Source organism: Thauera sp., assembly GCF_035444905.1.
GTDB lineage: Bacteria > Pseudomonadota > Gammaproteobacteria > Burkholderiales > Rhodocyclaceae > Thauera.
Map to the genome: position 1 here is coordinate 123,697 of NZ_DAOMPS010000004.1, position 20,244 is coordinate 143,940.

The 20,244-nt window shown below is 67.1% G+C and carries 17 protein-coding genes; 5 read left to right on the forward strand and 12 right to left on the reverse strand.

Features of this window, described 5'->3' with window-relative positions; all coding sequences use genetic code 11:
* Positions 1 to 69 precede the first annotated feature (69 nt).
* A complete protein-coding gene (locus PLC66_RS03335) occupies positions 70 to 984 on the reverse strand; it encodes a MerR family transcriptional regulator (protein ID WP_324537829.1) in 915 nt (304 codons plus the stop codon).
* A 209-nt stretch (positions 985 to 1,193) separates the two neighbouring features.
* Between PLC66_RS03335 and recQ the strand changes: the two genes are divergently transcribed.
* Together recQ and PLC66_RS03345 are read left to right on the forward strand one after the other, a co-directional pair.
* Positions 1,194 to 3,074 (forward strand): DNA helicase RecQ, encoded by a 1,881-nt coding sequence (recQ, locus tag PLC66_RS03340; protein ID WP_324537862.1) that lies wholly within the window; start codon positions 1,194 to 1,196, stop codon positions 3,072 to 3,074.
* A gap of 285 nt (positions 3,075 to 3,359) precedes the next feature.
* Positions 3,360 to 4,127 (forward strand): DUF1194 domain-containing protein, encoded by a 768-nt coding sequence (locus PLC66_RS03345; protein ID WP_324537830.1) that lies wholly within the window; start codon positions 3,360 to 3,362, stop codon positions 4,125 to 4,127.
* Between the two features lie 82 nt (positions 4,128 to 4,209).
* On the opposite strand, the gene cyoE is transcribed toward PLC66_RS03345, so the two are convergent.
* The 4 genes from cyoE to PLC66_RS03365 form a co-directional block, all read right to left on the reverse strand.
* Positions 4,210 to 5,133, reverse strand: coding sequence for a heme o synthase (gene cyoE, locus PLC66_RS03350; protein WP_324537831.1), 924 nt, complete (start codon positions 5,131 to 5,133; stop codon positions 4,210 to 4,212).
* Positions 5,134 to 5,206: 73 nt separating this feature from the next.
* A complete protein-coding gene (locus PLC66_RS03355; protein WP_324537832.1) occupies positions 5,207 to 6,292 on the reverse strand; it encodes a COX15/CtaA family protein in 1,086 nt (361 codons plus the stop codon).
* Positions 6,289 to 6,846: a redox-active disulfide-containing membrane protein gene (locus tag PLC66_RS03360; protein WP_324537833.1), complete on the reverse strand. Its 558-nt coding sequence runs from the start codon at positions 6,844 to 6,846 to the stop codon at positions 6,289 to 6,291. Before PLC66_RS03360 ends, PLC66_RS03355 begins: the two co-directional genes overlap by 4 nt.
* Positions 6,833 to 7,600: an SURF1 family protein gene (locus tag PLC66_RS03365; protein WP_324537834.1), complete on the reverse strand. Its 768-nt coding sequence runs from the start codon at positions 7,598 to 7,600 to the stop codon at positions 6,833 to 6,835. Before PLC66_RS03365 ends, PLC66_RS03360 begins: the two co-directional genes overlap by 14 nt.
* A gap of 23 nt (positions 7,601 to 7,623) precedes the next feature.
* Between PLC66_RS03365 and PLC66_RS03370 the strand changes: the two genes are divergently transcribed.
* On the forward strand, positions 7,624 to 7,833 hold the full coding sequence (locus PLC66_RS03370; RefSeq protein ID WP_324537835.1) for a DUF2909 domain-containing protein: 210 nt from the start codon (positions 7,624 to 7,626) through the stop codon (positions 7,831 to 7,833).
* Positions 7,834 to 7,862: 29 nt separating this feature from the next.
* On the opposite strand, the gene PLC66_RS03375 is transcribed toward PLC66_RS03370, so the two are convergent.
* The 5 genes from PLC66_RS03375 to PLC66_RS03395 all read right to left on the reverse strand — a co-directional run bounded on the left by PLC66_RS03375 (position 7,863) and on the right by PLC66_RS03395 (position 12,578).
* Positions 7,863 to 8,735 carry a cytochrome c oxidase subunit 3 gene (locus PLC66_RS03375; protein WP_324537836.1) on the reverse strand — a complete coding sequence of 291 codons (873 nt, stop codon included), beginning with the start codon at positions 8,733 to 8,735 and terminating at the stop codon, positions 7,863 to 7,865.
* Between the two features lie 61 nt (positions 8,736 to 8,796).
* Positions 8,797 to 9,321, reverse strand: a complete 525-nt coding sequence (locus PLC66_RS03380) for a cytochrome c oxidase assembly protein (protein ID WP_324537837.1) — start codon at positions 9,319 to 9,321, stop codon at positions 8,797 to 8,799.
* 25 nt (positions 9,322 to 9,346) lie between these two features.
* Positions 9,347 to 10,945, reverse strand: coding sequence for a cytochrome c oxidase subunit I (gene ctaD / locus PLC66_RS03385; protein WP_324537838.1), 1,599 nt, complete (start codon positions 10,943 to 10,945; stop codon positions 9,347 to 9,349).
* A gap of 3 nt (positions 10,946 to 10,948) precedes the next feature.
* Positions 10,949 to 11,998: a cytochrome c oxidase subunit II gene (coxB, locus tag PLC66_RS03390; protein WP_324537839.1), complete on the reverse strand. Its 1,050-nt coding sequence runs from the start codon at positions 11,996 to 11,998 to the stop codon at positions 10,949 to 10,951.
* Positions 11,999 to 12,350: 352 nt separating this feature from the next.
* Positions 12,351 to 12,578: a hypothetical protein gene (locus tag PLC66_RS03395; RefSeq protein WP_324537840.1), complete on the reverse strand. Its 228-nt coding sequence runs from the start codon at positions 12,576 to 12,578 to the stop codon at positions 12,351 to 12,353.
* Positions 12,579 to 12,839: 261 nt separating this feature from the next.
* Between PLC66_RS03395 and PLC66_RS03400 the strand changes: the two genes are divergently transcribed.
* Positions 12,840 to 13,556 carry a PEP-CTERM sorting domain-containing protein gene (locus tag PLC66_RS03400; protein WP_324537841.1) on the forward strand — a complete coding sequence of 239 codons (717 nt, stop codon included), beginning with the start codon at positions 12,840 to 12,842 and terminating at the stop codon, positions 13,554 to 13,556.
* 71 nt (positions 13,557 to 13,627) lie between these two features.
* Here the strand turns inward: PLC66_RS03400 and PLC66_RS03405 are convergent, their stop codons facing one another.
* Both PLC66_RS03405 and PLC66_RS03410 read right to left on the reverse strand, forming a co-directional pair.
* The gene (locus PLC66_RS03405) at positions 13,628 to 14,677 is read right to left on the reverse strand and encodes a Glu/Leu/Phe/Val dehydrogenase dimerization domain-containing protein (protein WP_324537842.1); all 1,050 of its coding nucleotides are present in this window, start codon (positions 14,675 to 14,677) and stop codon (positions 13,628 to 13,630) included.
* A gap of 100 nt (positions 14,678 to 14,777) precedes the next feature.
* Positions 14,778 to 18,371: an indolepyruvate ferredoxin oxidoreductase family protein gene (locus tag PLC66_RS03410; protein WP_324537843.1), complete on the reverse strand. Its 3,594-nt coding sequence runs from the start codon at positions 18,369 to 18,371 to the stop codon at positions 14,778 to 14,780.
* 524 nt (positions 18,372 to 18,895) lie between these two features.
* Between PLC66_RS03410 and PLC66_RS03415 the strand changes: the two genes are divergently transcribed.
* Positions 18,896 to 20,239 (forward strand): sodium-dependent transporter, encoded by a 1,344-nt coding sequence (locus PLC66_RS03415; RefSeq protein ID WP_324537844.1) that lies wholly within the window; start codon positions 18,896 to 18,898, stop codon positions 20,237 to 20,239.
* The last annotated feature ends 5 nt before the right edge of the window (positions 20,240 to 20,244 follow it).

Sequence of the window (20,244 nt, forward strand, 5' to 3'; positions counted from 1 at the left end):
GCGGCCACGGGTCACCCCTTTACCGACCACGCCTGCCGAGCGCGACGCGGCTGCACGCCGAAGCGGGGCTCAGGCGTGGGCGGCGCGCCACTCCCGCAAGGCGGCGAGGGTGTCGTCGAGATCGCCCACCACGCGGATGCCCGGCAGGCGCTTGTGCTTGTCGCGCACCGCCGCGCCGCCCGCCCAGATGGCGACCGCGGGGGGCAGGCTGGCGCGCAGCTCGAGCAGGCCGTCGATGGCCTGGCGGGCCGGGTAGGCGATGCTGAAGGACAGACCGACGATGTCGAAGCCACCTGCCACCGCCGCAGTGCGGATGTCCGCCAGCGGCGTGCGCGTGCCGAGCGACAGGCAGCTCGCGCCCTCGGGCACGAGCATGGCCTCGGCCATCAGCAGGCCGAGGATGTGCTCCTCCTCGGGAAAGGTGGTCAGCAGCACCCGCGGGCGGGCGCCGGCGACCGCATGGGCGCTGATCGCGCTGCGCAGCACGTTTTGCACCTGCTCGGTGAACAGATGCTCCTCGGGCACATCCACCTCGCCGCGCATCCAGGCCTCGCCCACCGCGGCCGCGAGCGGCGCCACGGTATCAGCGACGAAGCGCTGCAGGCCCTGCTTCATCAGCGCCTGGCGCAAGGCGGCGTTGAGCTCCAGGCTGCGATGCAGGCGCACCAGCTGCAGCAGGCTGTCGTCGCGCTCGGCCGCTGCGCCGTCGCCCGGGCACAGGCAGTCCTCGAGCATGCGTGACAGCTCCGCGGTGCTGGCGCCGACAATGCCTGCCGGACGCCGGCCGTGGTCGATGAGGCGGCGGATCAGGCGCAGCTTCTCGACCTGCTCGGGCGGGTAGAGGCGCTCGCCGTTGGCGTCGCGCGCCGGGGCGGGAAAGCCGTAGCGGCGCTCCCACACGCGCAGGGTGTCCTTGGGCAGCCCGGTGTCGCGTTCGACGGCGGCGATGCTGGAGGCGGCTTCGAAGCGGGCGGCGTCGTTCATGGCGGTCGGCACGGGCCTTGGGCAGAGGGAATGAGGGCGCGCATTCGACCCGGGAGGGCGAAGCGCAGACTTGCGCGAATATTAGGCAGCGGAACTCAGTTTGTCCACGACAAACGATTTTCTTGTCCAGGCGCGCACGCCGCGTCCTGCGACCGCGTCCCGCCAAACCGCGGCCCTGCCCAAGCTGCGGGAGCAGTAAAATGGCGCCCATGTTTGCCGCCTCCCCCCTCTCGCCCCCCACGCCCGACCACGACCTGGCGCAGGCCGCGCCGCCCGGCTCAGGCGAGGCGCTGCGGGTGCTCGAGCACGTGTTCGGCTACGCCGCCTTCCGCGGCGAACAGCAGGCCATCGTCGAGCATGTGGCGGCCGGCGGAGACGCTCTGGTGCTGATGCCCACCGGCGGCGGCAAGTCGCTGTGCTACCAGATCCCGGCGCTGCTGCGCCATGGCACCGCGATCGTGGTATCGCCGCTGATCGCCTTGATGCAGGACCAGGTCAGCGCGCTGGTCGAGGCCGGCGTCAATGCCGCGTTCCTCAACTCCAGCCTGGATGCCGAGCGCGCCCGCGCCGTGGAGCGCGCACTGTGGGACGGCACGCTCGAGCTGCTCTACGTCGCCCCCGAGCGGCTGATGACACCGCGCTTCCTCGACCAGCTCGACCACCTGCGCGACACCGGCCGGCTGGCGCTGTTCGCGATCGACGAGGCGCACTGCGTGTCGCAGTGGGGCCACGACTTCAGGCCCGAGTACCTGCAGCTCTCTATCCTGCCCGAGCGCTACCCGGCCATCCCGCGCATCGCGCTCACCGCCACCGCCGACCGCCAGACCCGCGAGGAGATCGCCGAGCGCCTCAAGCTCGCCCACGCGCAGCGTTTCGTCGCCAGCTTCGACCGCCCCAACATCCGCTACACCATCGTCGACAAGGACGACGCGCGCCGCCAGCTTCTCAACTTCATCCGCGAGGAATGCCCTTCTGAGGCCGGCATCGTCTATTGCCTGTCACGGCGCAAGGTGGAAGAGACCGCCGCCTGGCTGCAGGAGCAGGGCCTGAATGCCCTGCCCTACCACGCCGGCATGACGCAGGAGATGCGCGCCGAGCACCAGACCCGCTTCCTGCGCGAGGACGGCCTGATCATGGTGGCGACGATCGCCTTCGGCATGGGCATCGACAAGCCCGACGTGCGCTTCGTCGCGCATCTGGATCTGCCGCGCTCGATCGAGGGCTATTACCAGGAAACCGGCCGCGCCGGGCGCGACGGCCTGCCGGCGCAGGCGTGGATGGCCTGGGGCGCGCAGGACGTCGTGCAGCAGCGGCGGATGATCGACGAGTCCGAAGCGAGCGAGGAGTTCAAGCGCCTCGCGCGCAACCGGCTCGACGTGCTGGTCGGCCTGGTCGAGGCCACCACCTGCCGCCGCCAGCACCTGCTCGCCTACTTCGGCGAAGATTCCGCCCCCTGCGGCAACTGTGACAACTGCCTGCACCCGCCGCAGACCTGGAACGCCACCGAGGCCGCGCGCAAAGCCTTGAGCTGCGTCTATCGCACCGGTCAGCGCTACGGCGCCGGCCACCTGATCGACGTGCTGCGCGGCGAACTCACCGACAAGGTGATCGAGCGCAAGCATCAGGACATCACCACCTTCGGCATCGGCAGCGATCTCGACGAGAAGCGCTGGCGCACGATCTTCCGCCAGTTGGTGGCGCGCGAATTCATCGCCGTGGACCACGAGCGCTACAACGCGCTGCGCCTGACCGACGCCGCCCGCCCGCTGCTGCGCGGCGAGGCCGAGTTCCACCTGCGTCTCGAGCGCGAACGCGGCCGCAGTCGCGCAAAGCGGCGCAGCGGCGCAGCGCTCGAGATCCCGGACGGCCTCCCCACCACGCTCTTCGACCGCCTGCGCGCGTGGCGCTTCGCCACCGCCAAGGAGCGCAACGTGCCCGCCTACGTGGTGTTCCAGGACGCCACCCTGCGCGAGATCGCGATCAGCCGGCCACAGACGCTGGCAGAGCTCGCCGGCATCAGCGGCGTCGGTGACCGCAAGCTGGAGCACTACGGCGCGGCGATCCTAGAGATTGTGGCCGACGCGGGCTGAGCCGCGAAGTCCGTCCTCAATAGCAGCGCGGCCCACTCCGCGCTGCGGGGTGGGCCGCGCCGATCTGCCGCTCAAGACATGCAGCCCTCGCCTGATCGACGCCAACCTCATGGGACGTCGGGAAGTTTTACACCTCCACTCGCCGAAAACCTCCATAATCATCACAAGACCTTGTTTTTTATTGCATTATTACTAATGGCATCTCTCTTGCTTGAACAGGCATAGGAAACAAATTGTGGTCGTTTCCAAACTTTTGATCGCTTGCAAGAACAAGGAGAGGAAATCATGAAATTGAAGAAAATCGTACTCGCATGCGCAATTGCGACCGGGGTCTTCGGCGCCGCCTCCTCGGCGCACGCAGCCCCCGTGGCACTCGAGCTCGCCCTGCTGATCGATGTGTCGGGCAGCGTCGACGCTAACGAGTACGCCCTGCAGAAGACCGGCTACGTCAACGCCTTCAACGACGCCTTCATCCAGAGCCGTATCGCCAGCCTCGCGGGTGGCATCGCCGTTACCTACATCGAATGGGCCAGCCAGAATCAGCAGGCCCAGCTCGTCGGCTGGACACACCTCACCGATGCAGCCAGTTCGAGCGCCTTCGCGACTGCCATCCAGGGTACGGCTCGCGCTTTCAGTGGCAGCACGGCACCGGGCAGCGCGATCAATTTCGCCACCCCCCTGTTCAGCAACAACGGCTTCGAAGGCGATCGCTGGGTGATCGACGTGTCAGGCGACGGATCGTCGAACCAAGGCGCGAGCACCTCGGCGGCACGCGACGCCTTCCTGAATGCGGCAGGCCTTGCGAGCGTGACTGGCACGATCAACGGCCTGGCGATCGGCGATGCGACGCTCCTGGCCTGGTACAACGCCAACATCGTCGGCGGGACCAATGGCTTCGCCCTTCAGGCCGCCACGTTCGCCGACTTCGATGGTGCTATCCGGACCAAACTGGGTCGCGAGATCAACCCGGTTCCCGAACCCGCCACCCTGGCGCTGCTTGGCATCGGCATGGCGGGACTGGGCGCGCTGCGCCGCCGTCAGCAGAAGGCCTGAGTCAAAGCCTGGACCTGCCCCATCGGTTCAGCAAGACGGCGCCTGCGGCGCCGTTTCTTTGCCCACCCCTGGCGACAGCCACTCACCCCAACGACCACGCCGAATAGTGATCCACCAGCAGCAGCAGGAAGAGCAGCATCAGGTGGGTGATGGAGAAGCGGAATGTGCGGATCGCGGTGTCCGGCCGCGCGGCAAACTTGAGCCGCCAGGCATGGCGCAGGAACTGCAGGTTCAGCGCGAGGCTGCCCGCCAGGTAGAGCACCCCGCTCATGCCCACCAGATAGGGCAGCAGGCACACCGCCAGCAGCAGGCAGGTATAGAGCAGCACCAGGGTCTTGGTGAAATCGATGCCGTGGGTCACCGGCAGCATCGGGAGGCCGGCGCGCGCGTAGTCATCCACGCGGTGGATGGCGAGCGCCCAGAAGTGCGGCGGCGTCCACGTGAAGATGATCATCATCAGCAGCCAGGCCTCGGCGCCCACCGTGCCGGTGACCGCCGCCCAGCCCAGCACCGGCGGCAGCGCGCCCGCCACCCCGCCAATGACGATGTTCTGCGGCGTGGCCCGCTTCAGCAGCACGGTGTAGATCACCGCATAGCCGAACAGCCCGGCGAGCGTCAGCACCGCGGTAAGGGGATTGACCGCGACCAGCAGCAGCACGAAGCCCGAGGCCGCCAGCGTGAAGGCGAAGCTGAGCGCCTGCGCGCTGCTCAGACGCCCATCGGGCAAGGGACGCAGGCGGGTGCGCGCCATACGGGCGTCGATCTTCTGGTCGAGCACATGGTTGAAGGCCGCTGCCGCGCCCGACACCATGGCGATGCCCAGGCTGGCCACCAGGATCAGGCCGAGATCGGGCACGCCTTCGCTCGCCAGCATCATGCCCACCCAGGCGGTGAGCACCAGCAGGGCCACCACCCTGGGCTTGGTGAGCTGGTAGAAGGCGCGCGCGCTGCCCGCCAAGTCTGCACACGCACCGATCGCCACCCGTTCGCGCTTGCTGCCGTCCATGCTCGTCTCCCCGTTCGTTCTCATCGTCGTCGCACCCCTCGGCCCGCCCCTCGCCCGCCGCGCCGGCCCGGGATCAGCGCTGCGCGGCGAGCCGCGCCGGCGCGCTCGCCGCCGCCCTCGGCGCCACACGCCGCAACTGGATCTGGCGCACCAGCACCCCCAGCACCGCGAGCAGGCAGGCGCCGACCACGTTGTGCGCCACCGCATTGGCCAAGGGCACCTGGGCGATGACGTTGACCAGGCCCAGCGTCACCTGCAACGCCAGCAGGCCGGCGAGCGCGAGGGCCAGGCCGCGCACTGCAGCCGCCTGGGCGCGCCGCCAGCACAGCAGGGCGAAGCTGCCGATCACCAGCAGTGCGGCCATGGCGCCGAGGCGGTGCAGCACATGGATGCTCATGCGGGCTTCGTGCTCGAGCACGCCGAACTCGTAGGTCTCCTGACCGAGCGGCAGGCTGAAGGCGGCGCGCAGCGAGAAATGCGAGGTCCAGCCGCTCTCGCACAGCGGCAGTTGATGGCACACCAGCGCCGCATAGTTGGCCGAGGTCCAGCCGCCGAGCGCGATCTGCGCCAGCGCCACGCCGAATGCGACGCAGGCGAAGGGAAACAGCGCGCCGAGTCGGGGCTCTGCCGTCGGCAGTGCGACCGGTACAGGCTCGGCCACCGCTCGTGCCGACGTACCCCCGTCCGCCGCCGACTCGCGGCCGAGCTCGACGCGCAGCAGCGCAAGCAGGGACAGCAGCGCGAAGCCGCCCAGCAGATGCGCCACCACCACCACCGGCATCAGGTTCATCGTCACCGTCCACATGCCGAGCGCGGCCTGGAACAGCACCAGCGCCAACAGCACGCTGCTCAGGCCTCGGGCGCGGCGCAGGCGCTGGGCGAAAACGAAGATCGCCAGTACGCACAGGCCGAGCAGGCCGGCGATGTAGCGGTGCACCATCTCGTTGCGGGCCTTGAAGGGGTCGACCTGGGCGTCGGGGAAGCGCGCCTGCACGGCCTCGATGTGAACATCCTTCATCGGCGGCGTGAGGCGGCCATAGCAGCCCGGCCAGTCGGGGCAGCCGAGGCCGGCGTCGGTGAGCCGGGTGTAGGCGCCGAGCGCGATCACCATCAGGGTCAGCACCAGGGTGAGATTGACCAGCCAGGTGAAGCGCCTCATACCCCACTCCTGTCGTAGTTGAGCAGACGCAGCAGGTCGCTGCGGATGTCGGTGGCGACCTGCACCGCGTGCGCGCGGTCGCCGTCCACCGCATAGCGCAGCAAGGCCAGGCCTTCGCGATTGACGATCACGATGTGGCGCGTGAGGGCCGCATCGGCGAGCGCGGCCACCTGCCCACCCGCGCCGGCCGCGCCCGCCTCCCAGCGCACGCTCGGGAAGCGTTCGAGCACCGTCGGACTGGCGGTGGCGACCACCACCGGGCGTACCTGCTCCTGCTTGCGGCCGAGGCCGGCATGCAGCTGCTGCAGGATGTGCAGGGCCGCTTCGGCGGCGGCCTCGCAGGCGGCATCGCAATCGCGCGGCTGCACATAGGCGAGGCGCCAGTGGGCATCGGCCGCCGGCGCAGCCGGCAGCACCTGCACCTCGTGGTCCAGCCATTGGCCGCGATTGGTGGCGTGGCCGGCGAACCAGCCCTGCTCGAGCGCCAGCCAGGCCGCGGCCAGCGGCAGCAAGGCACACAGCAGGAACAGGGCCATGAACTTACGGCTGCTCATGCGGACGCTCCCTGCGCTGGCTGGCCGCCAGCGCGACGACGATCACCGCCAGCGCCAGCAGCGCCCACTGCAGGGCATAGGCGCGATGGCGCTCGGCAGGCAGCACCACCGGCCGGTAGTGGATATGGAAAGGCGAGCCCTGCTGCTGATGCACCACGCCGCGCACGAGCGGCACCGACACGAACGGGGCCAGCGCGTCGACATCGACCTGCTGGATGCGCATCGGCCAGCTGTCGCGGTCCTCGAGGTTGGTGCCGAGCAGCAGGCCGCCGACCTCGGTGCGGAAGACGCCCTGCACGCGCAGTTGCGTCGGGATGGGCGGCAGCGGCAGGGCGTCGCGCGCGGCCGGCGCCTCGACCCAGCCGAGGTTGAGCAGCACAGCCAGCCCCGCGGCACGCGGGTCGCTGCGATCGACGACCGCAATCAGGACGTCGTAGCCCGCCCGGCCATCGACGATGCGGTTGTCGATCAGCCACACGGCCGGCGCCAGCCAGTGTGCCTCGAAGTCGAGCTGCAGGCCGTCGACCGCGCCTTCGTCCCCCCCATGGCCGGCCTGCAGCAGTTGCGCCAGCCGCGCCAGGCCGACCGCGCCCTGCTCCTGCCACGCCGCGATGCGCGCCAGCGTTTGCGTCTTCTCGGTGGCGCGCTGCAGCTGCCACAGCGACAGGCTCGCCAGCAGCGCGCTCGCCGCCAGGCTGATCAGGGCCCAGTGCCAGCGAATGACCCAGCAGCGCCGGAAGGCTGTAATCTTCATCGCCATCCCGCCGGAGCCTCGCCATGTTCATCAAGATCCTGCTCGTCATCCTGCTCGCCGTGGTGATCATCAGCCTGTTCCAGGCGCTCTACGTGATGCTGAAGAACGACGGCTCGCATACCCGCATGTCGCGTTACCTGGGCCGCCGGGTGTATTTCTCGGTGGCGGTTATGGCGCTGCTCATCGTGCTGCTCGCCACCGGCGTGCTGACCCCCAACCCGCGCCCCTACTGAAGAACCGCGCCCTGCCATCCGCCACCCGTTCAGAGCACGTACACGAAGATGAACAGGTTCAGCCACACCACATCGACGAAGTGCCAGTACCAGGCCGCGGCCTGAAAGCCAAAGTGCTTGTCGGCGGTGAAGTGGTCCTTGATCACGATGCGCAGCCAGATCACCAGCAACAGGATGGCGCCGATGGTGACGTGCAGGCCGTGGAAGCCGGTGAGCAGAAAGAAGGTGTTGCCGTAGATGCCCGAGTCCAGGCGCAGGCCGAGGTCGCGGTAGGCGTGGACGTACTCGTAGACCTGGAAGCCGAGGAAGACCACGCCGAGCACGATGGTGAGCCCGAGGAAGAGCTTCAGGCGCGCGCGATTGCCGTGCTCGATGGCGGTGTGGGCGACCTGCAGCGTCACCGACGAGGCGAGCAGGATCAGCGTGTTGATGAGCGGGATGCCCGACCACGGCATGTGCTGGGTCTCGGTGCCGCCCGGCGTCTTCAGCACCGGCCACACCGCGTCGAACTGCGGCCACAACAGCTCGCCGGTCATCGCGTTGTTGCCGGCGCCGCCAAGCCAGGGCACGGCCAGCACGCGCGCATAGAACAGCGCGCCGAAGAAGGCGAGGAAGAACATCACCTCGGAGAAGATGAACCAGGCCATGCACTGGCGGAAGGACCGGTCGAGCTGATCGCTGTACAGGCCGCTGGTCGATTCGCGGATGACGGTGCCGAACCAGCCGAACAGCATCACCACCAGCAACGCGATGCCGACCCAGAAGATGTAGACACCACCGCTACCATGGGCCTGCGTCAGCCAGGACGCGGCGCCGTAGCCGATCAGCAGCAGCGCCAGCGCGCCGAAGATCGGCCAGCCGCTGTCGTGCGGCACGTAATACCTCTCGTGCGTGGTACTCATGCTCATCCCTCCGTGGGTGCGTGGGCTGCGGTGCGCGCGAGCCTTCGTGGGTGCGGGCCTCTCAGCGGCTGGCGGTGTGGGTGCTCTTGTACAGGCGATAAGACAAAGTCATGTTCTTGAAGCGTTCTGGCAACTCGGGGTCGATGTAGAACTGCACCGGCATGGCGCGCGTCTCGCCGGCCGCCAGTGCCTGCTCCTCGAAGCAGAAGCATTCGATCTTCTTGAAGTAGCGCGCCGCCTCGCCCGGCGACACCGAGGGCACGGCGGTCGCGACCACGGCCTCGCCGCTGAGGTTGTGGACCTGGAACTCGACGATCTGCAGATCTCCCGGGTGGATGCGCACGCGCTCGGTGAGCGGCTCGAAGGTCCACGGCATGTCGGCATCGCTGCGCGCGAGGAAGTCGACGCTGACCTCGCGCGACAGGTCGATGCCGGTGGGCTTGGCCGCGGCTACGCCCTCGGTCTTGCCGTTGATGCCGGTGATGCGGCAGAACACGTCGTACAGCGGCACCATCGCAAAGCCGAAGCCGAACATCGCGACACACACCAGCAGCAGTCGGCGCACCAGGCTTGCATTGCTCGTCATGGCCATTCCTCCTGGCGCTGCACGCTCACTTGACGACCGGCGGCGTGTCGAAGGTGTGGTAGGGCGCGGGCGACGGGATCTCCCATTCCAGCCCGTGCGCGCCTTCCCACACGCGATCGCTCGCCTTCTCTCCAATACCGCGCATGCTGCGCACCACGCCCCACACGAAGAGCAGTTGCGACAGGCCGAACAGCAGGCCGCCGATGCTCATCAGGGCGTTGAGGTCGGCGAACTGCAGCGCGTAATCGGGAATGCGGCGCGGCATGCCGGCCAGGCCGACGAAGTGCATCGGGAAGAACAGGATGTTGACCGACACCAGCGAGCACCAGAAGTGGGTCTGGGCCAGGCGCTCGCTGTACATCACGCCGGTCCACTTCGGCAGCCAGTAGTAGACGCCGGCGATGATGCCGAACACCGCGCCGGTCACCAGCACGTAGTGGAAGTGGGCGACGACGAAGTAGGTGTCCTGGTACTGGAAGTCGGCCGGCGTGATCGCCAACATCAGCCCGGACAGGCCGCCGATGGTGAACAGCACGATGAAGGCGAGCGCGAACATCATCGGCACTTCGAAGGTCATCGAGCCGCGCCACATGGTCGCCACCCAGTTGAACACCTTCACCCCGGTGGGCACGGCGATCAGCATGGTGGCGTACATGAAGAACAGCTCCGCCGCCACCGGCATCCCCACCGTGAACATGTGGTGGCCCCACACCAGGAAGGACAGGATGGCAATGCTGGCGGTGGCCACCACCATCGACTCGTAGCCGAACAGCGGCTTGCGCGCGAAGGTCGGGATGATCGCCGAGACGATGCCGAAGGCCGGCAGGATCATGATGTAGACTTCGGGGTGGCCGAAGAACCAGAAGATGTGCTGGAACATCACCGGGTCGCCGCCACCGGCGGCGTCGAAGAAGCTGGTGCCGAAGTACTTGTCGGTCAACACCATGGTCACCACCCCGGCCAGCACCGGCATCACCGCGATGAGCAGGAAGGCGGTGATGAGCCAGGTCCACACGAACAGCGGCAGCTTCATCCAGGTCATGCCCGGTGCGCGCATGTTGAAGATGGTGACGATGATGTTGATCGCGCCCATGATCGAGGACACGCCCATCAGGTGCACCGACAGCACGAAGAAGGCGGTGGAGTCGCTGCTGTAGGTGGTCGACAGCGGCGCATAGAAGGTCCACCCGGCCGCCGGCGCCCCTCCCTCCATGAACAGCGTGGACAGCAGGATGGTGAAGGCGCAGGGCAGGATCCAGAAGCTCCAGTTATTGACCCGCGGCAGCGCCATGTCGGGCGCGCCGATCATCAGCGGCACCATCCAGTTGGCCAGGCCGACGAAGGCCGGCATCACCGCGCCGAACACCATCACCAGGCCATGCACGGTGGTCATCTGGTTGAAGAAGTGCGGATCGACGAACTGCAGCCCGGGCTGGAACAGCTCGGCGCGGATCACCATCGCCAGGCTGCCGCCGATGAACAGCATCGCCAGCGAGAACAGCAGGTAGAGCGTGCCGATGTCCTTGTGGTTGGTGCTGTACAGCCAGCGCGTGATGCCGCGCGGCTTGTGCTCGTGCTCAAGATGCTGGCCGGGGTGCAGCGCGCCGGTGTGTTCTGTGCTCATTGCTCACTCCCCTTTCTGGATGGCGGCTGCCACATCGGCCGGCTGCACCATGTCGCCGGTGTTGTTGCCCCAGGCATTGCGCTCGTAGGTGATCACCGCGGCCAGCTCGCTGCTGCTCAACTGGCGGCCGAAGGCCTGCATCGCCGTGCCGGCCTTGCCGAAGACGACGATGTGGATGTGGGCGGGGATGTCGGTGGTGACCATCGCGCTGCCCTTGAGGCCGGGGAACACGCCGGGCAAGCCCTCGCCGGACGGCTGGTGGCACACCGCGCAGGCCGTGCCGTAGACCTTCTCGCCGAGCGCCATCAGCTCTTCCATGCTCATCGGCGCCGCCGCCGCATCGGCCGCCCGCGCCGCCTCCTGCAGCGCGACCTGCTCGGCCGTCCAGGCCTCGAAGTCGGCCTCGCTCTTGACCTCGACCGCGATCGGCATGAAGCCGTGGTCGCGCCCGCACAGCTCGGCGCACTTGCCGTGATAGAGGCCGGGCTTGTCGACCCGCGTCCAGGTCTCGTTGATGAAGCCCGGGATCGCGTCCTTCTTGATCGCGAAGGCCGGCACCCACCAGGAGTGGATCACGTCGTCGGCGGTGAGCAGGAAGCGCACCTTCTTGCCGGTGGGGATCACCAGCGGCTTGTCCACCTCGAGCAGGTAGAGCGGATCCTTTTCCGCCTCGTTGGCGATCTGCGCGCGCGGGGTGGCGAGCACCGAGAAGTACTCGATCGGGTAGTCGAGGTACTTGTAGTGCCACTTCCACTGCGAGCCGGTGACCAGCACGGTGAGATCGGACTCCGAGGCGTCCTCCATCGCGATCAGGGCCTGGGTGGCGGGGATGGCCATGACGACGAGGATGACCACCGGGATCGCGGTCCACAGCAACTCGATCTTCATGCTGCCGTGGAACTGGGCGGGCACGGCGCCGGCCGACTTGCGGTGGCGCACGATGGACCAGAACATCAGCCCGAACACGATGATGGCGATCACCACGCAGATGTAGAAGATCGTCATGTGCAGGCCATATACGCGCTGGCTGATCTCGGTCACGCCACGCGTCATGTTGTATCTGCTCTCCTGGGCAAATACCGCCTGACTCAACAACAGAAACAGACCACCAAGACAGAACCGCGAATACCTTGCCGAATACAACATGCCCAGGATGTGGTGTCTCACTGCACGACTCCTATTTATCGTTTGCGGGGTCCCGGCGACCCTGTAAGCGGAGGTCTGCTGCAAGCTGCGAAGCCCTTGTCGGACGCGTCGTGCGCGCGACCTGACGATTCACTATAAGCGGGGAATCAGGAAACGCAAGAATCAGCGAGAACCTGAAGAAGAATTAGTCCAAGTCGAGAAAAAGCCCAAAAACAAGGACCCGTGGTCAATTGGGGGTTTCCTTGATGCGCTGAAGGATTCAGCCCGGCACTTCTCGTCGGCGCCAGCGAAGACGATCGACTTCAGCAAAAACGTCGGAATTTCTTACATCGCTGTCGATGATTCCCGACACGAATGCCGCTCTGGCATGGCCAATCAATGCCAAACGGATGAAACTGGCGCAAGCCCTAGCATCGAGGCGACAGGCATCGACGTGATCCACTTCACGAGGCGGGACCGAAACCGGGACGACGGCATTCGTTCTCATGAGAAGCTGCGGACAGCTTGTCGATGCGCTTTACAGTCACACGCCCGATTCACCGCAGAGCGAAGTGGGCGGCCCACGGCAAGGATCGCAATACGACAAATTTACATATAATTCAGTCTCTTAAATTAGCAGGCACGGTACATGCTTTAGTCGATTGCAGGCCTCGTTGAAGCGGAACATCATCCCGAGGAACCGACTCGTGACTGCACGCCCGCACAGCCGCGCGCCGCTCACGAGCAAACTGACAATCAAGGATTCCACATGAACAAGAACGCAATCGCTCTCGGGCTCGCCACCCTCCTCCTGTCCGGAACAGCGTTCGCTGCGCCGGTTTTCAGCGACGACTTCAATCGCAAGAACTCCAACCATGTCGGCGCCGCATGGAGCGAAATCGAGCGTAATGGCAAAGATGTCGCAATCAGCAACAACGCCCTGCAGCTGCGCGACGTCCACCAGCATTCGAATAGCACCGCGTCCTCGCCGGATGCGGCAGCCACCTTCTCGGTATCGACGCTGGGACTGGACAACCTCCTCCTCTCCTTCGCCTGGGCGCCGCTGACCGCCTCCGAAGCGGGCGACACCCTCAACCTGAGCTGGCGCGTTGCCGGTGGCAGCTGGATGGACCTGTGGTCGACCGGCCTGGGTGGCAACGGAGCATGGAGCACGGCGAACGTCGGGCTTGGCGCTGCGGCGGCTGACCAGCAAAGCATCGACATCCGCTTCTGGACGGACGTCGGCTATTCGGGGCTTCTCGGATTCTTGCTTGACAGGCCGAGGAGCGAGGGCGCACGGATCGATTGGGTCACCCTGACCGGTGACGCCATCCCGGTCGCCGTCACCCCCCCGGCTCCCGAGCCGACCCCTGAACCCGCCGGGCCTGGGGCTGCTCAAGCCGTCCCCGAGCCCGCGTCCCTCGCCCTGCTCGGCCTCGGCCTCGCCGGCCTGGGTGCGATGCGCTGCAGGCAGCGTGCAGCCTGACGCGGCTGTTCAGCTGAAATGAAAAACGGCGACCCGCGGGTCGCCGTTTTTCATGCCGCCGATCGCACGATTCAGCGCTTGAAGCGCTCCTCCGCGATCGCGTCCGCCACCTCGCCGGTCGGGCGCTCTTCCTTGCGCGCGCGCTCGAAGACCTCCATCAGGTTGTCGTGGATGCCCTCGATGTGCTTGAGCAGTGCGCTGCGGTCGAAGCCGATGCGCTCGTGATAGACGTCGATGATGCCGCCGGCGTTGATCACGTAGTCGGGCGCGTACAGGATGCCGCGCTTCATCAGTTCGACGCCGTGGCGCGGCTCGGCGAGCTGGTTGTTGGAAGCGCCGGCGACGATCTTCGCCTTCAGTTGCGGGATGGTGGTGTCGTTGAGGATGGCACCGAGCGCGCAGGGGGCGAAGACATCGACGTCGAGGCCGAAGATCTCCTCGGGCGCAACCACGGTGGCGCCCAGTTCCTTGCCGGCCTGCAGCAGCGGCTCGCGGTGGATGTCGGTGACCCACAGTTGCGCGCCCGCTTCCTTCAGCTGGCGGGCGAGGTCGAAGCCGACGTTGCCCACGCCCTGCACGGCGACGCGCAGACCCTCGAGCGAATCGCGGCCGAGCTTTTCCTTGACCGCAGCCTTGATGCCGATGAAGGTGCCGTAGGCGGTGGCGGGCGACGGATCACCGCTGCGCGTGCCTTCATCCGAGGGCTTGTCGACGATACCGGCGACGTGCTGGGTGAACTGCGCCATGTACTTCATATCGGCGACGCTGGTGCCGGAGTCCTCGGCGGCGATGTAGCGCCCGTTCAGCTGTTCGAGCGCACGGGCGAAGGCGGCCAGCAGTTCGGGCGTCTTGTGCGTGCGCGGATTGCCGATGATCACCGACTTGCCGCCGCCGAGCTTGAGGTTGGCCATCGCCGACTTGTAGGTCATGCCGCGCGACAGGCGCAGCACGTCGCGGATCGCCTCCTCCTCGGAGGCGTAGGGCCACATGCGGCAGCCGCCGAGCGCGGGGCCGAGGTTGGAATTATGGACGGCGATGATCGCCTTCAATCCGCTCTTGTCGTCGCTGACGAAGACCACCTGCTCGTGATCGGCAAAGTCGCTCAGGGAAAATACGGCCATGTTGTGTCTCCTTCCTTATGGGAACGTGGGTATGAACCGTCCCGCCGGCACCACTCGTGGCGGGCCGGTGGAACGGCGGGGGTAAGAAACGGGAGCGGGCTCAGCCCGGGATGATCGCGATCGTCTTGCGCGCCTTGGTCGCCACCGGCGCGCTCACCGGTCGGCGGTGGCGGAAGTCCTCGAGCAGCGCCGCCTGACGGCTGCGGGCGCTGGCGAGGTAGCGCTCGCGGACGTGACCGAAACCGCGGATCTGGTCGGGGATGGCCGCCAACTCGATCGCCGCCTCGTGGTTGCTGCGGTCGAGGTTCACGATGATCTCCTCGACGATGCGCTCGTAGTCGGCGATCAGCTCGCGGTCGAGCTTGCGGTCTTGGCTGCGCGCGAAGGGATCCAGCATCGAGCCGCGCAGATGGCGGAACTTCGCCAGCGTGCGCATCGCCTTCAGCATCCACGGGCCGTATTCCTTCTTCTTCAGCTCGCCGGTCTGCGGATCCTTGTCGGCCAGGGTCGGCGGCGCGAGGTGGAAGACGAGCTTGTAGTCGCCCTCGAACTGCTCCTCGACGCGCTTGAGGAAGTCGCTGTCGGTGTACAGGCGTGCGACCTCGTACTCGTCCTTGTAGGCGAGCAGCTTGTGATAGCCGCGCGCCACCGCCTCGGTGAGCAGGGTGATGCCCGGCGCGACCTTCGCTTCGGCGGCCCGCACACGCTCGACCAGCTTGATGTAGCGCTCGGCGTAGGCGGCGTTCTGGTAGTCGGTCAGATGGGCCTTGCGGCGGCCGATCACCTCGTCGACGCTGGTCGACAGCTTGTGGTGCGCGGGCGTACCGAACTGCGGCTTGGCCGCCTCGATGACGGCCTTCAGATCCACCGCGGCGCGCCGCCCCCACAGGAAGGCGGCCTTGTTGGCCTCGACCGCGGCGCCGTTGATCTCGATGGCGCGCTCGATCGCCTGCCGCGACAGCGGCACCAGGCCGCGCTGCCAGGCGTAGCCGAGCATGAACAGGTTGGTCGCGATCGAGTCGCCGAGCAGGTCGGTGGCGATGCGGGTGGCGTCGAGGAACTCGGCCTTGTCCGCGCCGACCGCGTCGACGATCTGCGCCTCCATCGAGGCCGCCGGGAACTGCGGATCGGGGTTGGCGCCGACGTTGCCGCTGCGCGCCTGGGCGGCAAAGCCGCGCACGAACTCGCTGGTGTTGGTCTGGTCGCGGTTGATGACGACGCGGGTGAGCCCGTTCTGCATCTTGGCGAGCGACTCGTCGCTGGCGGCCACCACCAGGTCGCAGCCGATCACCGCGTTGGCCTCGCCGGCGGCGACGCGGGCCGCATGCAGCTGCGCCTGGCTGTCGGCGATGCGCACATGCGACCACACCGCGCCGCCCTTCTGCGCCAGGCCGGCCATGTCGAGCACCGAGATGCCCTTGCCTTCCAGGTGCGCAGCCATGCCCAGCAGGGCGCCGATGGTGACCACGCCGGTGCCGCCGACGCCGGTGATCAGGATGCCCCAGGGCGCAGCGGTGGAGGGCAGCTGCGGCTCGGGCAGCTCACCGGCAAGGCGGCCGAGCGCGCTCGTGCCGCTCGCCTTACCCTTCCTCAGCTTGCCGCCCTCGATGGTGACGAAGCTCGGGCAGAAGCCCTTCACGCAGGAGTAGTCCTTGTTGCACGAGCTCTGGTCGATGAAGCGCTTGCGACCGAACTCGGTCTCGACCGCGCCCACCGACATGCAGTTCGACTTGTCGCTGCAGTCACCGCAGCCTTCGCACACGAGGTCGTTGATGACGACGCGCTTGGCCGGGTCGGGGAACTTGCCGCGCTTGCGACGGCGGCGCTTCTCGGCGGCGCAGGTCTGGTCGTAGATGATCGCGGTGGCGCCCGGCACGGTGCGCAGCTCGCGCTGCACGGCGTCGAGTTCGTCGCGGTGACGGATCGGCACGCCGTGCGGCAGGTCGGCCGGCCCATAGGCACGCGGCGTGCCGTCATTGACGACGATCACCGAACCCACGCCTTCGGCCAGCAGCTGGCGGGCGATGATCGGCACCGACAAGGTGCCGTCGTGCGGCTGGCCGCCGGTCATCGCCACCGCGTCGTTGTAGAGGATCTTGTAGGTGATGTTCACCTTCGCCGCCACCGCCGCGCGGATGGCGAGGATGCCCGAGTGCATGTAGGTGCCGTCGCCGAGGTTGGCGAACACGTGCGGCGTGGTCGTGAAGGGCGCCTGGCCGACCCAGGGCACGCCTTCGCCGCCCATCTGGCAGAAGGTCTGGGTGTGCTCGGGCGACAGCCAGGTGGCCATGTAGTGACAGCCGATGCCGGCGATGGCGCGCGACCCTTCCGGCACCTTGGTCGAGGTGTTGTGCGGGCAGCCCGAACAGTAGTGCGGCACGCGCTGGATGGCCAGGCGCGGCTTGGCGAGGGCGGCTTCCTTGGCCTCGATGAAGGCCAGGCGCGCCTTGATGCGGTCCGAGGTGTAGAAGCGCGCGATGCGCCCGGCGATGGCGCGGGCGATCATCGCCGGCGTCAGCTCGCCGGCGGCAGGCAGCAACCACTCGCTGTGCGGCAAGGCCCACTCGCCCTTTTCGTCGAACTTGCCGATGACGCGCGGGCGCACCTCGTCCTTCCAGTTGTAGAGCTCTTCCTTCAACTGGTATTCGAGGAACTGGCGCTTCTCCTCGATGACCAGGATCTCGTCCAGGCCGTCGGCGAACTGGCGCACGCCTTCGGCCTCGAGCGGCCATACCATGCCGACCTTGTACAGGCGCAGGCCGATGGCGGCCGCCTTCGCCTCGTCGATGCCGAGGTCGTCCAGCGCCTGGCGCACGTCGAGGTAGCTCTTGCCACTGGTGATGATGCCGAGCTTGGCGTTCGGGCTGTCGATGACGGTGCGGTTGAGCTGGTTGAGCCTGCAGTAGGCGAGCGCGGCATACAGCTTGTGGTGCAGCAGGCGCTTCTCCTGCACCAGCGGCGGGTCGGGCCAGCGCAGGTTGAGGCCGTCGTCGGGCAGCGGGAAGTCCGCAGCCGACGGAATCAGGGTCTGCACCTTGAACGGGTCGAGTTCCACCGACGAAGAGGTCTCGACCGTGTCGGTGAGCGCCTTGAACGCCACCCAGCAGCCCGAGTAGCGCGACAGCGCGAAGCCGTGCAGCCCGTATTCCAGGTATTCCTGGATGCCCGCCGGGGCCAGCACCGGCATCATCAGCGCCTTGAACACATGCTCGGTCTGGTGCGGCAGGGTGGACGACTTGGCGGCGTGGTCGTCGCCGGCGATCACCAGCACGCCACCGTGCTTCGACGTTCCCGCGGCGTTGGCGTGGCGGAAGACGTCGCCGGTGCGATCGACGCCCGGGCCCTTGCCGTACCAGATCGAGAACACGCCGTCGTACTGGGCGTTGGGGTCGAGCGTGACCTGCTGCGTACCCCACACCGAGGTCGCGGCAAGATCTTCGTTGAGGCCGGCCTGGAAGCGGATGTGCATCGGCTCGAGGTATTTCTTCGCCTTCCAGAACTCCTGGTCGACGTTGCCGAGCGGCGAGCCGCGGTAGCCGGTGACGAAGCCGGCGGTGTTCAGCCCGGCGGCTTCGTCACGCATCTTCTGCATCATCGGCAGGCGCACCAGGGCCTGGATGCCGGTCATCCAGGCGCGGCCGGTCTTGAGGGTGTATTTGTCGTCGAGGCTGACGTTGGGCAAGGTGTTCGACATGGTGATGTGAACCGTCGCCAGTCGGCATGCGAAGCGCGGTTGGCGCGGGCAGCCGACGGGCCGACGTTGTCTCCTCTGTGCGTGAGTGGGGTTGTGTTTGGTGCTGGGCCCGCAGCGCGGGTCATGGACCGGAATGCTAGAGCGCTCGCGTGGAAAGTTTTTTCGTTATAGCGGCTGGGGAGATCGATATAAGGAATATTTTTCCTCACATCAGGATTTACGATCCATGCCGTCCAAGCTGCCAGCCATGGCCGCAGACAAAACAAGGCAGGGCATGACTGGGGAAGGCAGGCAGTGCAGGCGTGTCGACATGCTTCGAGATCCACACTTGGGTCGCAGGCACCGAAACGTCTAGAATCCGCCCCTTCCACAAGCCACATGCCCACCGCGTCACAAGCGCGAAAATACTGAGGAGACAAGCATGACCCACTCTGCCGCACTGCGCGGTCGGCGGCCCATCAGGCCGGCCCGGCCCGTGCCCTACCCGCTGCCCCCCCTCCTGCTCACGAACGGGGTGCGATGACATGGCCAAGGCACATACCCATGGTCAATGGACCTCGCGGATGGGCTTCGTGCTCGCCGCCACCGGTTCCGCCGTCGGCCTCGGCAACATCTGGAAGTTCCCCTACATGATCGGCCAGAGCGGCGGGGCCGCCTTCGTGCTGGTCTACCTGCTGTGCATCGCCATGATCGGCCTGCCCATCCTGGTTGCCGAATGGATGATCGGCCGCCGCGGCCAGAAGAACCCGATCAACACCATGGGCGAGCTGGCGAAGAAGAACGGCCGCAGCGGCGCCTGGGCGCTGATCGGTGTCACCGGCGTGCTCGGCGCCTTCCTGATCCTGTCCTTCTACAGCGTGATTGGCGGCTGGGCCCTGTCCTACACCGGTGATGTGATGACGGGCGGCTTCACCGGCATGGACAAGGACGCGGTGGCCAATGCCTTCACCGCCTTTCTCGCCAACGCCGGCAGCCTGCTGACCTGGCACACGGTGTTCATGGCGCTGACCATCGGCGTCGTGGCGATGGGCGTGGCCGGTGGTCTGGAGCGCGCTTCCAAGCTGCTGATGCCCTCGCTCGGCGTACTGCTCCTCATCCTCGTCGGCTATGGCATGACCACCGGTGGCTTCGGCCAGGCCGTGGCCTATCTGTTCAACCCGGACTGGAGCAAGCTCACCGGCGAGGTGGTGCTGGCCGCCCTCGGCCATGCCTTCTTCACGCTGTCGCTGGGCATGGGCATCATGATGGCCTATGGCTCCTACCTGGGCGAGGACGTCAACCTGCTGCGCACCGCGCGCACCGTGGTGATCATGGATACGACGATCGCGATCGCCGCCGGTCTGGCGATCTTCCCCATCGTGTTCTCGAACGGCCTCGATCCGGCCGCCGGCCCGGGGCTGATCTTCGTCACCCTGCCGATCGCCTTCGGCAACATCACCGGTGGCGCGATCCTGGGCACGATGTTCTTCCTGCTGCTGACTTTCGCCGCGCTGACCTCGGCGATCTCGCTGCTCGAGCCGGTGGTGGAGCTGGTTGAAGAACGCACGCCACTGTCGCGTGCCGGTGCCACCGTGGTCGCCGGCATCGCCACCTGGGCGCTGGGCATCGCCGCGCTCCTGTCCTTCAACCTGTGGAGCGATGTGACCATCATCGGCCTCAACGTGTTCGACCTGCTCGACAAGCTCACCAGCAAGTTCATGTTGCCGCTGACCGGCCTGGGCGCGATCCTGTTCGCCGCCTGGTGCCTGGACCGCGACAGCGTGCGCAAGGAGCTCGGCCTTGGCGAGTTCGGCTTCAGCGTGTGGAACCTGGTGTCGCGCTATGTGGCACCGGTGGGCGTGTTGATCGTCTTCGTCAGCAATCTCTGACCCGG

Bases quoted from the DNA above. Each gene is read 5' to 3' on its own strand.
- PLC66_RS03370 (WP_324537835.1), top strand. From the start codon at position 7,624: ATGTTCATCAAGATCCTGCTCGTCATCCTGCTCGCCGTGGTGATCATC.
- PLC66_RS03355 (WP_324537832.1), bottom strand. From the start codon at position 6,292: ATGAGGCGCTTCACCTGGCTGGTCAATCTCACCCTGGTGCTGACCCTG.
- PLC66_RS03380 (WP_324537837.1), bottom strand. From the start codon at position 9,321: ATGACGAGCAATGCAAGCCTGGTGCGCCGACTGCTGCTGGTGTGTGTC.
- coxB (WP_324537839.1), bottom strand. From the start codon at position 11,998: ATGACGCGTGGCGTGACCGAGATCAGCCAGCGCGTATATGGCCTGCAC.
- PLC66_RS03335 (WP_324537829.1), bottom strand. From the start codon at position 984: ATGAACGACGCCGCCCGCTTCGAAGCCGCCTCCAGCATCGCCGCCGTC.
- PLC66_RS03365 (WP_324537834.1), bottom strand. From the start codon at position 7,600: ATGAAGATTACAGCCTTCCGGCGCTGCTGGGTCATTCGCTGGCACTGG.
- PLC66_RS03395 (WP_324537840.1), bottom strand. From the start codon at position 12,578: ATGAGAACGAATGCCGTCGTCCCGGTTTCGGTCCCGCCTCGTGAAGTG.
- PLC66_RS03345 (WP_324537830.1), top strand. From the start codon at position 3,360: ATGAAATTGAAGAAAATCGTACTCGCATGCGCAATTGCGACCGGGGTC.
- PLC66_RS03400 (WP_324537841.1), top strand. From the start codon at position 12,840: ATGAACAAGAACGCAATCGCTCTCGGGCTCGCCACCCTCCTCCTGTCC.
- PLC66_RS03410 (WP_324537843.1), bottom strand. From the start codon at position 18,371: ATGTCGAACACCTTGCCCAACGTCAGCCTCGACGACAAATACACCCTC.
- ctaD (WP_324537838.1), bottom strand. From the start codon at position 10,945: ATGAGCACAGAACACACCGGCGCGCTGCACCCCGGCCAGCATCTTGAG.
- PLC66_RS03405 (WP_324537842.1), bottom strand. From the start codon at position 14,677: ATGGCCGTATTTTCCCTGAGCGACTTTGCCGATCACGAGCAGGTGGTC.
- cyoE (WP_324537831.1), bottom strand. From the start codon at position 5,133: ATGGACGGCAGCAAGCGCGAACGGGTGGCGATCGGTGCGTGTGCAGAC.
- PLC66_RS03415 (WP_324537844.1), top strand. From the start codon at position 18,896: ATGGCCAAGGCACATACCCATGGTCAATGGACCTCGCGGATGGGCTTC.
- PLC66_RS03360 (WP_324537833.1), bottom strand. From the start codon at position 6,846: ATGAGCAGCCGTAAGTTCATGGCCCTGTTCCTGCTGTGTGCCTTGCTG.
- PLC66_RS03375 (WP_324537836.1), bottom strand. From the start codon at position 8,735: ATGAGTACCACGCACGAGAGGTATTACGTGCCGCACGACAGCGGCTGG.
- recQ (WP_324537862.1), top strand. From the start codon at position 1,194: ATGTTTGCCGCCTCCCCCCTCTCGCCCCCCACGCCCGACCACGACCTG.